This window comes from Terrabacter sp. R4-6 (assembly GCF_057529065.1).
Genome location: NZ_CP197224.1, coordinates 4,032,790 through 4,047,602, shown reverse-complemented (window position 1 = coordinate 4,047,602; position 14,813 = coordinate 4,032,790). Strand labels below are relative to the sequence as shown.

Genomic DNA, 14,813 nt, shown 5'->3' with positions numbered 1-14,813 from the left:
TCAGTCTCCGTTCACGCGGACGCGGCGCGGGCGACCTCGAGGGTCAGGCGGACTCCTTGCGCGGACGCTTGGCCCGCGGCTCGGCCTCGCGGCGCACGATCGTCGGGTTGACGTTGTCGAGGACGACCTCGCGGGTCACGACGACCTTGGCGATCTCGTCGTCGCTCGGCACGTCGAACATCACGGGGAGGAGGACCTCCTCCATGATGGCGCGCAGGCCGCGGGCACCCGTGCCGCGCAGCAGCGCCTGGTCGGCGACCGACGCGATGGCGTCGTCGGTGAACTCGAGGTCGACGCCGTCGATCTCGAACATCTTCTGGTACTGCTTGACGAGCGCGTTGCGCGGCACCGTGAGGATGTTGACGAGGGCCTGCTGGTCGAGCGGCGCGAGCGTCGTCAGGACGGGCAAGCGGCCGATGAACTCGGGGATGAGACCGAACTTCAGCAGGTCCTCGGGCATGACGTCCTGGAAGGAGTCGCCGAGGTCCTTGGGGTTGTGCAGCGGCTGGCCGAAACCGAGGCCCTTGCGACCCGAGCGCGACTCGATGATCTTCTCGAGGCCGGCGAAGGCGCCGCCGACGATGAAGAGCACGTTGGTCGTGTCGATCTGGATGAACTCCTGGTGCGGGTGCTTGCGCCCGCCCTGCGGGGGCACCGAGGCGGTCGTGCCCTCGAGGATCTTGAGCAGCGCCTGCTGGACGCCCTCACCGGAGACGTCGCGGGTGATCGACGGGTTCTCGCTCTTGCGGGCGATCTTGTCGACCTCGTCGATGTAGATGATGCCCGTCTCGGCCTTCTTGACGTCGTAGTCGGCGGCCTGGATGAGCTTGAGGAGGATGTTCTCGACGTCCTCGCCGACGTAGCCGGCCTCGGTCAGGGCCGTCGCGTCGGCGATGGCGAACGGCACGTTGAGCATCTTGGCGAGCGTCTGCGCGAGGTAGGTCTTGCCCGAGCCCGTGGGGCCGATGAGCAGGATGTTGGACTTCGCGATGTCGATGTGGTCGTCGTCGCGCTTGACGCCCTCACCGGCCTGGATGCGCTTGTAGTGGTTGTAGACGGCGACGGCGAGCGACTTCTTGGCGACGTCCTGGCCGATGACGTAGTTCTCGAGGAAGTCGAAGATCTCGCGCGGCTTCGGCAGGTGGTCGAGGCCCAGCTCGCTGCTCTCGGCGAGCTCCTCCTCGATGATCTCGTTGCAGAGGTCGATGCACTCGTCGCAGATGTACACACCGGGACCGGCGATGAGCTTCTTGACCTGCTTCTGGCTCTTCCCGCAGAAAGAGCACTTGAGGAGGTCTCCGCCTTCTCCGATGCGTGCCACCGATTCGCTCCTGGTTCGTCGGCGCCGAACGCTGGGGTGCACCCGGCCGGCCCCAACGTAGGGGCCGACTCCTATTAGACGACGGAGGGGGCCACCCCCGCTCGCGCAACGCCGTTTGTCCGCTGATGGCGGACAAACGACGAGGCTGTCACTTGAACGGCGTTCCAGCCGAATCGGGCTGTGTCCCATCGTCGCTGCCGCCGGTCCGTCCACGCCGACGTCGCGTCAGGAGCCCGAGCCCGACCGCCAGCGCGAGACCCCCGAACGTCACGACGAGCAGGCCCACGAGCCCGATGACGAGCATCGTCGTCAGCGACATCCCTTCCCCGTCGCCCAGGTCGAGGTCGGCTGAACCCGGTAGGGCCGTGCCGCCTACCGCCGGCGCGTGTGCGGGCCCCGCAGCGTCCGTCAGGGCGGCGGCCTCGTCGGTGCCGGCGGCCACGACGTCCTGGCAGCCACTGGCCGTGAGCGCGCTGCCGGACACGACGAGGGCGAAGACGTAGCTGCCGCCGATGCTCACGAGGTCGGGGCTCTCGGGCGTCGCCCAGACGTGCGTGGTCTGTGCGGCGTCGCCCTGGTGCACCGCGCTGACGGCGACGGTCCACGCGACCGGCCGGGGGTTGTAGTCGCCTCCCGGGTCGTCCACGGCGGTGACGCGGCCGGTGAGGACGACGTCCGCGTCGGCGACCACCTGTGCCGGCTCGCGGCCCGCGCACGACGCGTCCGCGGCCGACGGTGCGGCACCCAGCGCGACGGCGAGCAGACCGAGCACCGCGACCAGGCGCACGGCATACGTCCTCATGCGCTGAAGCGTACGCAACGTCATGGGGGCATCCGCCTGCGCGCAACAACCGACCAGGTGGTGCGATGCGGTGGTCCCAGCGGTCGGTCGGACGCGTCAACCGACCAGATGGTGCTCTTCCCGGTTCACGCGGGCATCGAGGCGTCTCCCGGCAGGCTCGGGAAGTGCCGCCGCCACTCGTCCGCGAGCCGCGGCACGCGCATCCCGCGAGAGCGCATCACGGCAGTGATCCGAGAGAGCGTGCGAGCGGGGGTGCGGTAGATGTCCTTGGACCGCACGACGACGAGGCGCACGCCGTTGCCGTCCATCCACTCGCGCCGGTCGATGTCGCGGTCCCACTGCTCGTCGGACTCGGCGTGCTGTCGACCGTCGTACTCGATGACGATCCCGACGGCCGGGAACGACAGGTCGAAGCGCCACCGCACCCGGCCGTCGGGCCACCGCACCGTGTGATTCACCACCGGTTCCGGCAGCCCTGCGAGGACCATGAGCATCCGAACACGCGACTCCATCGGGGAGTCCACGCCGTCACGGACCAGCGATGCCGCTCGGCCTGCCAGCCTGCGGGCCTTGCCAGCGTAGGTCGCGGCGGCCTCGACGAGCTCGCTCGGCGTGGTGCGTCGTGCGCGGACGAGGGAGTCGCCGAGGACGACAAGGTCCACGAGCCCGAGCTCGTCGCTGAGGTCCAGGAAGGTCGACGCCGGTGTCGTCACGGCGACGTCGGCCATCACGGTGCCCCGCTGACCCGCCTTGGGGCGATGCGCCTTGAGGCCGGCTCCCCTTGGACGTCGCACACAGGTGACGTGGACGAGGCCGTCGTCGGGCACGATGCCGCCCCAGAGCCGCGCCGCGGTCTGGTGTGACACCACCGCTCCCTCCCCCGCGGCGAGAGCCCCGGCCCGAGCCAGGACGAGGGGCGTCACCGACACCGACGCCTCGACGTAGACGCCGCGCAGCAGCCGGCGGTAGCGCCCCGAGCGCAGGTCCCACGGTGTGATGCCAGGAGGCGGGTCGGGCACGCGCCGACCGGTGGCCGCGTCGGTCACGGAGCCGACGCGAAACGGTCCACGGGTCGAGGTATCCACGCCAGCGATCGTGGATCACGGACGTCGACGTCCGGGCCGCTCATCCACAGGCCACCCACGGTCGCCACGACACGGCACCAGATGGTCGGTTGATGTGGCGCCCGGTCGCGGTCCGACACCACGAGCCGCCACGTGGCGGAGTGTGGCGGGGTGGCGGGGTGTGGCGGGGTGGCGGGTGGCGGGGTGTGGCGGGGAGCGCCGGCCCGGTCAGGCGGACGTGAGGTCGCGGACGATCGCGACGTACTGCTCCTGGGCCGCCTCGGGCGAGGTGCCCGAGAGCTTGGCCCACGCGTCGTACTTCGCGCGCCCGACCGGGTTGGTGAAGCCCGGACGCGAGCCGCTCACGTCGCCGGCCGTCGCCTGCTTGAACAGGCCGTAGAGCCGCAGCTTGACCTCGTTGCCGGGGTCGGTCGTCAGGCCCTTGACCGACTCGACCGCCTGCTCGAACTCCGCACTAGCCATGACCGGACCTCCACGCTCGACACCAGGTTCAGGCCCATCCAAGCAGGTACGCCGAGGGCCGGGTCCCAGCGGAACCCGGCCCAGCGGCATACGTGCTCTGACGAGCGGGAGGTCAGTCCTCGAGCGAGGCCTTGCGCGAGGCGAGGACCTCGTCGATGAGGCCGTAGGTCTTGGCGTCCTCGGACGACAGGATCTTGTCGCGCTCGATGTCGGTGCGGACCTGCTCGGACGTGCGGCCCGTGTGGTGCGCGAGGGTGTCCTCGAGCCACGTGCGCATGCGCAGCACCTCGTTGGCCTGGATCTCGATGTCCGAGGCCTGCCCGTAGTCGCCACCCGAGAGCGCCGGCTGGTGGATGAGGATGCGGGCGTTCGGCAGGGCGAAGCGCTTGCCCGGCGCACCGGCGCCGAGGAGTACCGCGGCCGCCGAGGCCGCCTGGCCGATGACGAACGTCTGGATGTCGGGCCGGACGAACTGCATCGTGTCGTAGATCGCCGTCATGGCGGTGAACGAGCCACCCGGGCTGTTGATGTACATGAGGATGTCGCGGTCGGGGTCGAGCGACTCCAGCACGAGCAGTTGGGCGATGATGTCGTCGGCCGACGCGTCGTCGACCTGCACGCCGAGGAAGATGATGCGGTCCTCGAAGAGCTTGTTGTAGGGGTCGGACCGCTTCATGCCGTAGGAGGTGCGCTCCTCGAACTGGGGCAGGATGTAGCGGCTCGAGGGCTGGGCCACCGCGAGGCGGTTGGTGGGTTCGATGTTCATGTGTGTCTCCAAGTCCTGGTGGCCGCGGTCAGTTCTCGGCCTTGGCGTCGGCCTGGCCGACGCCCTTGCCCTCGACCGCCTGGTCGGAGCGGCTGAAGACGTGGTCGACGAAGCCGTACTCCTTGGCCTCCTCCGCGCTGAACCAGCGGTCGCGGTCGGAGTCCTTCTCGATCTGCTCGATGGTCTGGCCGGTGTGCTCGGCGATGAGCCGCGCCATCTGCTTCTTGACGTAGAGCATCTGCTCGGCCTGGATCTTGATGTCGGTGGCCGTGCCGCCGATGCCGCCCGAGGGCTGGTGCATCATGACGCGGGCGTGGGGCGTCGCGTAGCGCTTGCCCTTCGTGCCGGCCGAGAGCAGGAACTGGCCCATCGAGGCGGCCATGCCCATCGCGACGGTGGCGACGTCGTTGGGGATCCAGTTCATCGTGTCGAAGATGGCCATGCCGGCGGAGATCGAGCCGCCGGGGCTGTTGATGTAGAGCCAGATGTCCTTCTCGGGGTCCTCGGCCGAGAGCAGCAGCAGCTGCGCCGCGATGGCGTTCGCGTTGTCGTCGCGCACGTCGGACCCGAGGAAGATGATCCGCTCCTTGAGCAGGCGGTTGTAGATGTGGTCGTCCAGACCACCCGGCATGCCGTTGCCGTTGGCGGAGGTCTCCGAAATCACCGTGTCTCCATCGTCGAAGTGGTCCAGCCTCTCGCCACGGGATGTGGCGCCTGGCTGGCTCGTCACTGACCCTAACGCCCGACCCCTCGGCCAGATTTCCCGAACCGCGCCGTGTTCGCCGTGAGCGCACAAACCTGAGCGGAAGCGGCGCAACCACACGCACGGACCCCACCGGTCGTATGCCGTCCGGCGGGGTCCGTGACCAGGTGCGGTCCCCGGGTCGGTGCCCGGGCGGTCAGGCGCTCAGCTGTTCAGGCCGTTGTCCTGGCCCGAGTCGCCGAGGTCGGAGGCGTCGCTCTCGGTGCCGGTCTGATCCGACGCGTCGTCGAACGAGCCGTTGCCGCCGGCGTGGTCGAGCGAGCGGTCCCGCGGCTCGTCCACGGCGTTGCTGCCGTCGAGGTTGCCGCGCTCGGCGTCGTCGCCCTGTCCCTGCGGCGTGGGGCCGTCGCTGCCGTCGTCGTGACCGGGCACGTTGGTGCCGTCGGCGTCGGTGCTGTTGATGTCGGTGTCCGCCATGCCGGCGCCCGACTCGTCGGTGCTGCTCATGTCTGGCTCCCTCGTCGAGGTGCGTGCCGCCGGACGGCGACCGTAGGCGACGTACCCGGGCCACCGGGTGGACAACCGTGGGGACCGTCTGCCGGACGAGCGGTCGGCCGAAGCCGGACACGGCGAGAGGCCGGCTCCCGAGCGGGAGCCGGCCTCACGGCACACGTGGTGGTGACGCTCAGGCGTCGGCCTTCTCGGCCTTCGGCTCGTCGGCGTCCGTCGCGTCGGCGGCCTCGTCCTCGTCGCCCTCGGTGCCGGGGACGGCCTCGTTGAGGTCGATGACGTTACCGGCGGTGTCCTTGACGGAGACCTTCTCGAGGACCGTGGCGAGCGCCTTGCGGCGGGCGACCTCGGCGACCATGGCGGGGATCTGACCCTCCTGGTCGAGCGACTGCGCGAACTGGTTGGGGTCCATGCCGTACTGCTGCGAGCTCATGACGAGGAACTCGATGAGCTCCTGCTGCTCGACCTTGACCTCTTCCTTCTCGGCGATGGCGTCGAGGACGAGCTGGGTCTTGAGGCCCTTGCGGGTGCTCTCGCCGACCTCGGCACGGTGCTCGTCGTCCTCGAGACGACCCTCACCCTCGAGGTGGCTGTGCACCTCGGCCTCGACGATGCTCTCGGGGATCGGGACCTCGATCTTCTCGAGGATGGCCTCGAGGAGCTGGTCGCGAGCCGCGACGCCCTGGGCGAACTTCGCGTCGACCTCGGCCTTGGCCGTGAGGTCGGCCTTGAGCTCGTCGAGCGTGTCGAATTCCGAGGCCAGCTGGGCGAACTCGTCGTCGAGCTCGGGCAGCTCGCGCTCCTTGACCGCGGTGACGGTCACGGTGCAGTTCGCGTCCTGGCCCTCCTGGTCGCCGCCGGCGAGCGGGGCGGTGAACTGCTTGGTCTCGTCGGCCGTCATGCCGACGAGCGCCTCGTCGAGGCCCTCGAGCATGTTCTTGCTGCCGACCTCGTAGGAGACACCGGTGACCTCGTCGATCTGCTCGCCGTCGATCTCGGCGGACAGGTCGATGGAGACGAAGTCGCCGTCCTGGACGGCACGGTCGACGCCCTTGAGCGTGCCGAAGCGCGCGCGCAGGTCGGTGAGGCGCTGCTCGACGGCCTCGTCCTCGACCTTCGCCTCGTCGACGGTCAGCTCGATGTCGCTGAAGTCGGGCAGGTCGATCTCGGGGCGCTTGTCGACCTCGGCGGTGAAGACGAAGTCCTCGCCGTCGGTCGCGGGCACCTGCAGGTCGGTGATCTCGGGCTGGCCGAGCGGGCGGACCTCGTTCTCCTCGAGGGCCTGGCCGTAGAACGTCGGGAGGGCGTTGTTGACGGCCTCCTCGAGGACGGCCGCGCGGCCGACGCGCTGCTCGATGATGCGGGCAGGCACCTTGCCCTTGCGGAAGCCGGGCACCTGGATGTGCTCACCGATGTGCTTGATGGCCGCGTCGAGGCTCGGCTTGAGCTCCTCGAACGGGACCTCGACGGTCATCTTGACCCGGGTCGGGCTGAGGGTCTCGAGCGCACTCTTCACTGCGGGGTACTCCATAGGGGCTGGTGCCGACGTGGTCGTCGACGGTGAACGGACGGGCCAGCGCACCATGCTATAGGCCCCGCGGCCGATGGCTAAATGCGCGGATCGTCCGCGGGCCGCCCCCGCCTATGCTCGGTAGCCATGAGCACCCCTCCCGGCCCCTTCGCGTCTCCCGAGAGCGCGGCCCTGCGCCCGATCCAGATGGTGTCGGTCGCGGTCGGCATGGGAGCGCTGATGCTCAGTGCCGTGCGCATCCTCGTCGACCCGTCGGCGCCGCTGCCGTCGGCCTGGGCCGTCGGCATCGTGCTCGCCTCGCTCGTCGGCTCGGCCACCCTGATCCGCTACGTCGGCTACGCCGTGCCCGCTCTCCCGCACGGCCTGCCGCGCGAGAACGCCGAGGCCACGAGCCTGCGCTACTTCACGTCGACGACGACCCTGCGCACCGCGCTCGCCGAGGCTCCCGTGCTCGTGGCGTTCGCGTGCTCGTTCGTCTTCACCCCGCACTCGTGGCTGACGCTGCTCATCGCGCTGCCGGGCGGGCTCGCGCTCTTCTGGGTGCACGGGTGGCCGTCGCCGCGCACGGCCGCCGCCGTCGAGGAGGGTCTCGAGGCCGACGGCGCGGAGAGCTGGCTCAGCGAGGCGCTCGGCTTCCGCTGAGGCGCCTGTCGTATGCCGTGTCGCCGGCTCGGGTCGGGGGTGCGGTCAGTCGACGGTGCCGCCACTGCGCCAGTAGAACCCGTCCGCCCGGTCGAGGAAGCCCTCCTCGACGAGGTAGCGGCGCAGGGCCGCCACGTCGGGGTGGAAGGCGCGGAGCCGGTTGTTGACCTGGGTCTCGTCGTAGCGCTCCCCCGGCTCGAACTCCTGCGAGAGCAGGTCGAGGACGACGAGGCGCTTGCGGATCTTGGTCGGGGATGCTCGTCAGGGTGCCGTCGGAGGCGACGAAGGAGCGGAGGACGGCGTCGCGGTCACGCAGGGCGTCCTGCAGGTCTGGGCGGAACATGCGTCCACGCTAGGCGCGGGTCCTCAGGCGTCGCCATCCGTTTTGGGCGCCCGGCGGCGGTCGCGCCGCTTCGGCAGCGGGCTCAGGATCGTCGACTGCACGGCGGGGTCGTGGGTGGCCATCGCGTCGTGCGTGCGGGCGACGACAGCGAGCGGGAAGAGCAGCACCGACGTGGCGCCCTCGACGAGCCAGGTCCTCACGCGCCCCCCCTCGGGCCTCGTCCCGTGAACGGCGCCACCCCCGCCCGAGGATCCGGACGGGGGTGGCGATGCTGGAGCGGGCGACGAGAATCGAACTCGCGTGATCAGTTTGGAAGACTGAGGCTCTACCATTGAGCTACGCCCGCGGGGCACCGGTCGAGCCGGCGATCCGAGGCGTCAGCCTACTGGTTCGCGCCCGATCCGCAGAAATCGACCCGCCCGCGCCGCGTGGGAGCCGGTCGGTCCGCCGGCCGGTTGTCGGCTACGATTCCGACGCCACGGGGTGTGGCGCAGCTTGGTAGCGCATTGCGTTTGGGACGCAAGGGCCGCAGGTTCAAATCCTGTCACCCCGACTTCGCAGCACGGCAGCATGGCAGCACGGCCCGGGGTCGTGGAGGTCCACCGGCACCAGGTGCCGACAGGACTCCACGACCCTCGCGTCCCTCACGACCGACGTCAGGGCAGCAGGTCGAGGCGGAGCTCGTTGATCGTGCGCCCGGCCGCAATCCCCTTGGCCTCGAAGCCGTCCCGCGGCCGCCACTGCGGCCGGTCAACGCGGTGGGCCTCGAACCGGGGGTGAGCCGCGACCTCGGCGAGGGCGTGCTCGGCGTAGAAGTCCTGGTCGGTGGCGACCAGCACGTGGCCGCCGGGCTTGAGCACGCGCGCGAGCAGGTCGAGGTTCGCGGGGCTGACGAACCGTCGCTTCGTGTGCTTCTGCTTGCGCCACGGGTCGGGGAAGAACAGGTGGACGGCGTCGAAGGTGGCGGCGGCGACCCGCTCCTCGAGGAAGAGCACCGCGTCGCCGATCTCGACGCGCAGGTTCGGCACGCCGGCCTCGTCCGCGTCGGCGAGCATCCGGGCGAGGCCGGGGGTGTGGACGTCCATGGCGAGGATGTCGCGCTCGGGGAACGCGGCGGCATACGCGATGGCGGCGTGGCCGTGCCCGCAGCCGATCTCGAGGACGACGGGGGCGGTGCGGCCGAAGGCGGCAGCGGCGTCGAAGGGGCCCTCGGGCAGGGAGCGGGCGGGCGCGAGCCGCTCGACGCGGTCCTTGGTCAGGGACGACAGCCGCCCCCGGCGCACGAAGGTGCGCACCCGGGCGGGGGTGACGCCCGGCGGCAGGTCGGGCACGACGTGCTCCTTGCGCCGTTCGGGGCCGGCCTCGTGGATCGTCGCTTCGGGGGGGTGCTCGCTCACGCAGGCATCGTAGTGACGGGGGCGCGTCGACCCGAAGTCTGCGGCGACGGCTCCCCGCTCCGGACGGGAGGACGGCTACTCGGACGGGTCAGGTACGCCAGATCGTGACGACGGCGCGGTCGTCGCCGAGACCCGCCGCAGCCTGGTCGCAGAGCCGTTGGGCGAGCCCCTCGAAACCGGTGCGGATGAACGACTCGGCGCGGCCGAGCATGCGGTCGATGCCGTCGACGAGGGCCTTGTCGCGGGCCTCGATGACGCCGTCGCTGTAGAGCACGAGGGCGTCGCCGCGACGGATCGTCCCGGACTCGCGGGGGTACTCGGCGTGGTCGATGACGCCGAGCAGCGGTCCGCGGCCGCCGGAGAGCATCCGCCAGCGGCCCGACCCGGCGGCGAACTGCGCGGCGGCGGGGTGGCCGGCATACCCGATGGTGAAGTTGCCGGTCTCGAGGTTGACGGCCACGTGCACGGCCGTCGCGAAGCCCTCGGGCCAGCGCAGCCGGAGCAGGTGGTTGTTGGCGGACTGGAGGAAGCCGCGCTCGCTCATCTCGCCGAGCAGGCCACCGAGTGCGCCGGACAGGAGCAGCGACCGGGCACCGACCTCGCGCCCCTTGCCCGAGACGTCGACGAGGGCGATCTCGAGGGTGCGGCCGTCGGTGGAGCGACTGGCGACGACGAAGTCTCCGGCGAAGCTGTCGCCGTAGGCCGACTCGAGGGCGACCTCGGCCCCCCACTGCGGCGGCAGCGGGGGCAGCTCGCCCTGGGCCCGGAGGCGGTCGCGCATGTCGACGAGCATGGACTCACCCGTGACCCCGACGACGCCGACCTGGGCCCTCGCGTGCGAGAGCCAGATCATGAGGAGCATCGTGACGACGGTGACGATCTGCGCGCCCGTCGTCGTCGGCTTCGCGGGACCGAGGTAGGCCCCGAGGATCGCCATGGCGAGGAAGAGGCCGATGTAGACGACGAGCAGGTAGCGCGGCTCGAGGAACAGCCCGGCGGCCACGACGATGAGGCCATACACGCCCCAGGGGATCACCGTCGGCCACACGAAGACGGCGGCCGTCGCGAGGATGCTGAGGACGAGGAAACCGGTGACGACGGCCCACGGGGCACGGCTCAGCCACGGGCCCAGGAGTCGGAGTCGTCGCATCGGTCCGGCAGCGTAGCGCGGGCGTCGAGAGACGGAGCTCTCGTTGTGGGCCACGTGCCTCCCTTGCGGCGATGAAGGGGGACGGCGGACGTCGCGACGTCAGCGTGCGTCCGAGTCCGGCAAAGCCGGCAAGTCCCCCGTGGTCTCGTACGCGGAAACCATACCCAGACGGCGGCTGTGGCGCGCCTCATCGGTGAAGTTCGTCGCCACGAAGGTGTCGACGATCTCCTTCGCGACGTCGTCGGGGGTGAAGCGTGCCCCGATGGAGACGACCTGCGCGTTGTTGTGCTCGCGCGCAAGGCTCGCCAGCTCGGCGTTGTAGGCGAGCGCGGCCCGGATGCCGGCGACCTTGTTGGCCGCGATCTGCTCGCCGTTGCCCGACCCACCGAGCACGACGCCGAGCGATCCCTCGTCGGCCGCGACGGCCTCGGCGGCCCGCAGCACGAACACCGGGTAGTCGTCCTGGGCGTCGTAGGCGAAGGGGCCGTGGTCGACGACCTCGTGGCCTGCGTCGCGCAGGTGGGTGACGAGGGACTGGTGGAGCTCGTATGCCGCGTGGTCGCCGCCGATGTGGATGCGCATGTCCGTCCTTGGTTGCGTCGGTGGATGTCTCGGGTGGAGCTGGAGGGCGTGGGTGCTCAGGTGAAGATGGGTCCGAGGGTGCGGGTGCGCTTGAGCTCGAAGAAGCCGGGCGTGCTCGCGACGAGCACGCAGCCGTCCCAGAGCCGGGCGGCGTCGTCGCCCTTGGGCGCGGGGGTCACGACGGGGCCGAAGAAGGCGACGCCGTCGACGGCGATGATCGGCGTGCCGACGTCGGTGCCGACGAGGCCGATCCCGCGCTTGTGGCTGCGGTGCAGGGCCGCGTCGTGCTTCTTGTGGTGCGCCTCCTTGGCCAGCTCGGCGGGCAGGCCCACCTCCTCGAGCGACTCGCGGATGACCTCGTCGAAGTCGTTCATCCTGCGCAGGTGGATGCGGGTGCCCATGGCGTCGTAGAGCGGCTTGATGACGGAGTCGCCGTGCGCCTCGACGGCGGCGATGATGACCCGGACCGGGCCCCACGCCTCGTCCATGCGTGCGCGGTAGGCGGCGTCGAGGTCGTGCCGGTGCTCGTTGAGCACGGCGAGGCTCATGACCGACCACGTCACCTCGATGTCCCGCAGGGTCTCGACCTCCATGAGCCAGCGTGACGTCATCCACGCCCACGGGCAGATCGGGTCGAACCACATCTCGACGGCGTCGCGGCTCGTCTTCGGGCTGTCCTTCGCATCGGCCATGCGGCCCATCATGGCACTGCCCCCTGCATGCCCATCGCGGTGGTGGACGGGTCGGGGTTCCGTGCGAGGATGGCCCGCGACGACGGCGTCCGACCGACGATCCGTCGCGCCCCCAGCACCCTTCCCAGGAGGTCCCTACGTGCCCGGCAAGAACCTGACCCGCGACGAGGCGGCGAGCCGCGCCAGCATCCTGCGCGTCGACTCCTACGACGTCCGTCTCGACCTGACGACGGGTCCGGAGAACTTCCACACCGTCACCACGGTCACGTTCACCTGCTCCGAGCCCGGCGCCGACTCGTTCATCGACCTCATCGCCGACTCGGTCGAGAAGGTCACGCTCAACGGCGTGGACCTCGACCCCGCCGCGGTCTTCGCGGACTCGCGCATCGCGCTGCCCGGTCTGGCCGCCGAGAACGAGCTCACCGTCGACGCCACCGGCCGCTACACCAACACCGGCGAGGGGCTGCACCGCTTCGTCGACCCGGTCGACAACGAGGTCTACCTCTACACGCAGTTCGAGGTCCCGGACTCCCGCCGGATGTACGCCGTGTTCGAGCAGCCCGACCTCAAGGCGTCCTTCCGCTTCACGGTGACCGCACCGGCGCACTGGAAGGTCATCAGCAACTCCCCCACCCCCGCCCCCGAGGCGGCCGGTGTCGCCGACGGCGTCGAGCGCGCGACGTGGGCGTTCGAGCCGACGCAGCGCATCTCGTCGTACATCACGGCACTCATCGCCGGCCCCTACGACGAGGTCCGTGACGAGGTCGAGACGCGCAAGGGTGTCGTGCCGCTCGGTGTCTTCTGCCGCAAGTCGCTGACGCAGTACCTCGACGCCGACAACATCTTCGACTGCACCAAGAAGGGCTTCGCGTTCTTCGAGGAGGAGTTCGACCAGCCGTACCCCTTCGAGAAGTACGACCAGATCTTCACGCCCGAGTACAACATGGGCGCGATGGAGAACGCCGGCGCCGTGACCTTCGTCGAGGTCTACGTCTTCCGGTCCAAGGTGTCCGAGGCGAAGATCGAGCGCCGGGCGCTGACGATCCTGCACGAGCTGGCCCACATGTGGTTCGGCAACCTCGTGACGATGAAGTGGTGGGACGACCTCTGGCTCAACGAGTCGTTCGCCGAGTGGGCGTCGACGACGTGCCAGGCCGAGGCCACCGAGTGGACGAGCGCGTGGACGACCTTCGGCACGTCGGAGAAGGCGTGGGCCTACACCCAGGACCAGCTCTCCTCGACGCACCCGATCGCAGCCGACATGCGCCACCTCGAGGACGTCGAGGTCAACTTCGACGGCATCACGTACGCCAAGGGCGCGTCGGTGCTCAAGCAGCTCGTCGCCTACGTCGGGCGCGAGCCCTTCGTGGCCGCGCTGCGCGAGTACTTCCGCAAGCACGCGTGGGGCAACACGACCCTGGCCGACCTGCTCGGTGAGCTCGAGAAGGCCTCGGGCCGCGAGCTGGGCGAGTGGAGCAAACTGTGGCTCGAGACGGCCGGCGTCAACACGCTGCGTCCCGTCTTCGAGGTCGACGCCGACGGTCGCTACAGCTCGTTCGCGATCACGCAGACCGCGACCGAGGAGTACCCGACGCTCCGCCCGCACCGCATCGGCATCGGGCGGTATGCCGTCCGGCCGGGTGCGGACGGCGACGTGCTCGAGCGCGTCGGCTACGACGAGGTCGACATCGCCGGCGAGCGCACCGACCTGTCCGAGCTCGTCGGCCAGGAGCAGCCCGACCTGCTGCTCCTCAACGACGACGACCTCGCCTACGGCAAGATCCGCCTCGACGAGCGGTCGCTCGCGACGGCGCTCTCCCTCCCCCGCGGTTTCACCGACTCGCTGCCGCGCTCGCTCGTCCTCGGCGCGACGTGGGACATGACGCGCGACGGCGAGATGCCGGCACGCGACTTCGTCCGCTTCGTCCTCGAGTCGATGCCGGGCGAGACGGACTCCACCCTGCTGCGGGTCCTGCTCGGCCAGGTGTCGACGGCGGCCCGGCTCTACACGGCCCCGGAGCACCGCTCCGAGGTCTCGGCTCTCCTGTCGTCGTCGCTGCGCTCGCTCGCCGAGACGGCCGAGGCCGGCAGCGACGCCCAGTTCCAGCTCGTCGAGGCGTGGGCGGGCTCGACGTCCGACCCGGCCGACGAGGCCCGCCTCCGCGCCCTGCTGACCGGGGCCGAGTCGCTGCCGGGCCTCACCACCGACACCGAGCTCCGGTGGACCTTCGTCAAGGCCCTCGCGGCCCTCGGGGTGGCCGACGACATCGAGATCGAGACCGAGCTCGACCGTGACCCGACGGCCACGGGCAAGGAGCGCGCCGCCGAGGCGCTCGCCGCGCGCCCCACGGCGGAGGCCAAAGCCGACGCCTGGGCCAAGGCCGTCGAGCGCAACGACCTGTCCAACCAGATGGTCGAGGCCGTGAGCGCCGGCTTCCGTCGCAGCAGCGACCTGTCGCTGCTCGAGCCCTACGTCGAGAAGTACCACGCGATGCTCGTCGACGCGTGGGCCGAGCGCAGCGTCGCCATCGGCGAGCGCGTCGTCGGCGGCTTCTACCCGTTCTCGCTCGCCAGCCAGGAGCTCAAGGACGCCTCGGACGCGTGGCTCGCAGCGAACGCCGACGCCGCTCCCGGCCTGGTGCGCACCGTCGCCGAGAACCGCGACACGATCTCGCGCGCCCTCGTGGCGCAGGAGCGCGACCGCCGCGGCTGAAGCCCGGGTGCGGGGCCGTCCAGCCGGGCGGCCCCGCACCAGTCTCCACCTGAACCCGACCCCTGACTGAGACCTCTGTGATCGACGCCTTCACGAACCTGACCCCCTTCTCCT

16 protein-coding genes and 2 tRNA genes are annotated in these 14,813 nt (G+C 70.5%); 3 read left to right on the top strand and 15 right to left on the bottom strand.

Features of this window, described 5'->3' with window-relative positions:
• Positions 1-43: 43 nt before the first annotated feature.
• The 8 genes from clpX to tig all read right to left on the bottom strand — a co-directional run bounded on the left by clpX (position 44) and on the right by tig (position 7,165).
• Positions 44-1,321, bottom strand: coding sequence for an ATP-dependent Clp protease ATP-binding subunit ClpX (clpX, locus tag ACSSS0_RS18795; RefSeq protein ID WP_020144518.1), 1,278 nt, complete (start codon positions 1,319-1,321; stop codon positions 44-46).
• 148 nt (positions 1,322-1,469) lie between these two features.
• Positions 1,470-2,123 carry a hypothetical protein gene (locus tag ACSSS0_RS18790; RefSeq protein WP_487229187.1) on the bottom strand — a complete coding sequence of 218 codons (654 nt, stop codon included), beginning with the start codon at positions 2,121-2,123 and terminating at the stop codon, positions 1,470-1,472.
• A gap of 125 nt (positions 2,124-2,248) precedes the next feature.
• The gene (locus ACSSS0_RS18785; protein WP_487229186.1) at positions 2,249-3,169 is read right to left on the bottom strand and encodes a hypothetical protein; all 921 of its coding nucleotides are present in this window, start codon (positions 3,167-3,169) and stop codon (positions 2,249-2,251) included.
• Between the two features lie 246 nt (positions 3,170-3,415).
• Entirely contained in the window at positions 3,416-3,670 is a 255-nt protein-coding gene (locus ACSSS0_RS18780; RefSeq protein ID WP_435986478.1) for an acyl-CoA-binding protein, read from the bottom strand.
• A 112-nt stretch (positions 3,671-3,782) separates the two neighbouring features.
• Positions 3,783-4,436, bottom strand: a complete 654-nt coding sequence (locus tag ACSSS0_RS18775; RefSeq protein ID WP_435986479.1) for an ATP-dependent Clp protease proteolytic subunit — start codon at positions 4,434-4,436, stop codon at positions 3,783-3,785.
• Positions 4,437-4,464: 28 nt separating this feature from the next.
• Entirely contained in the window at positions 4,465-5,067 is a 603-nt protein-coding gene (locus ACSSS0_RS18770) for an ATP-dependent Clp protease proteolytic subunit (RefSeq protein ID WP_185744906.1), read from the bottom strand.
• 276 nt (positions 5,068-5,343) lie between these two features.
• Positions 5,344-5,646, bottom strand: coding sequence for a hypothetical protein (locus ACSSS0_RS18765; protein WP_435986480.1), 303 nt, complete (start codon positions 5,644-5,646; stop codon positions 5,344-5,346).
• 178 nt (positions 5,647-5,824) lie between these two features.
• The gene (gene tig / locus ACSSS0_RS18760) at positions 5,825-7,165 is read right to left on the bottom strand and encodes a trigger factor (RefSeq protein WP_487229185.1); all 1,341 of its coding nucleotides are present in this window, start codon (positions 7,163-7,165) and stop codon (positions 5,825-5,827) included.
• Positions 7,166-7,306: 141 nt separating this feature from the next.
• Between tig and ACSSS0_RS18755 the strand changes: the two genes are divergently transcribed.
• On the top strand, positions 7,307-7,822 hold the full coding sequence (locus ACSSS0_RS18755; RefSeq protein ID WP_435986482.1) for a hypothetical protein: 516 nt from the start codon (positions 7,307-7,309) through the stop codon (positions 7,820-7,822).
• 45 nt (positions 7,823-7,867) lie between these two features.
• Here ACSSS0_RS18755 and ACSSS0_RS18750 read toward each other — a convergent pair whose 3' ends face one another.
• The 3 genes from ACSSS0_RS18750 to ACSSS0_RS18740 all read right to left on the bottom strand — a co-directional run bounded on the left by ACSSS0_RS18750 (position 7,868) and on the right by ACSSS0_RS18740 (position 8,511).
• The gene (locus ACSSS0_RS18750; RefSeq protein WP_487231225.1) at positions 7,868-8,038 is read right to left on the bottom strand and encodes a DUF2087 domain-containing protein; all 171 of its coding nucleotides are present in this window, start codon (positions 8,036-8,038) and stop codon (positions 7,868-7,870) included.
• Positions 8,039-8,188: 150 nt separating this feature from the next.
• Positions 8,189-8,365 carry a hypothetical protein gene (locus ACSSS0_RS18745; protein ID WP_487229184.1) on the bottom strand — a complete coding sequence of 59 codons (177 nt, stop codon included), beginning with the start codon at positions 8,363-8,365 and terminating at the stop codon, positions 8,189-8,191.
• Between the two features lie 72 nt (positions 8,366-8,437).
• Positions 8,438-8,511: transfer RNA gene (locus tag ACSSS0_RS18740), tRNA-Gly, on the bottom strand.
• A 133-nt stretch (positions 8,512-8,644) separates the two neighbouring features.
• Between ACSSS0_RS18740 and ACSSS0_RS18735 the strand changes: the two genes are divergently transcribed.
• A tRNA-Pro gene (locus ACSSS0_RS18735) sits at positions 8,645-8,718 on the top strand.
• 103 nt (positions 8,719-8,821) lie between these two features.
• Here ACSSS0_RS18735 and trmB read toward each other — a convergent pair.
• The 4 genes from trmB to ACSSS0_RS18715 all read right to left on the bottom strand — a co-directional run bounded on the left by trmB (position 8,822) and on the right by ACSSS0_RS18715 (position 11,986).
• Positions 8,822-9,562 (bottom strand): tRNA (guanosine(46)-N7)-methyltransferase TrmB, encoded by a 741-nt coding sequence (gene trmB / locus ACSSS0_RS18730; RefSeq protein ID WP_487229183.1) that lies wholly within the window; start codon positions 9,560-9,562, stop codon positions 8,822-8,824.
• Positions 9,563-9,650: 88 nt separating this feature from the next.
• Positions 9,651-10,712 carry a PP2C family protein-serine/threonine phosphatase gene (locus ACSSS0_RS18725; RefSeq protein ID WP_435986486.1) on the bottom strand — a complete coding sequence of 354 codons (1,062 nt, stop codon included), beginning with the start codon at positions 10,710-10,712 and terminating at the stop codon, positions 9,651-9,653.
• A gap of 99 nt (positions 10,713-10,811) precedes the next feature.
• Entirely contained in the window at positions 10,812-11,294 is a 483-nt protein-coding gene (locus ACSSS0_RS18720) for a ribose-5-phosphate isomerase (RefSeq protein WP_487229182.1), read from the bottom strand.
• A 56-nt stretch (positions 11,295-11,350) separates the two neighbouring features.
• On the bottom strand, positions 11,351-11,986 hold the full coding sequence (locus ACSSS0_RS18715; RefSeq protein ID WP_487229181.1) for a mycothiol-dependent nitroreductase Rv2466c family protein: 636 nt from the start codon (positions 11,984-11,986) through the stop codon (positions 11,351-11,353).
• Between the two features lie 139 nt (positions 11,987-12,125).
• Between ACSSS0_RS18715 and pepN the strand changes: the two genes are divergently transcribed.
• On the top strand, positions 12,126-14,699 hold the full coding sequence (gene pepN / locus ACSSS0_RS18710; RefSeq protein ID WP_487229180.1) for an aminopeptidase N: 2,574 nt from the start codon (positions 12,126-12,128) through the stop codon (positions 14,697-14,699).
• Positions 14,700-14,813 lie beyond the last annotated feature (114 nt).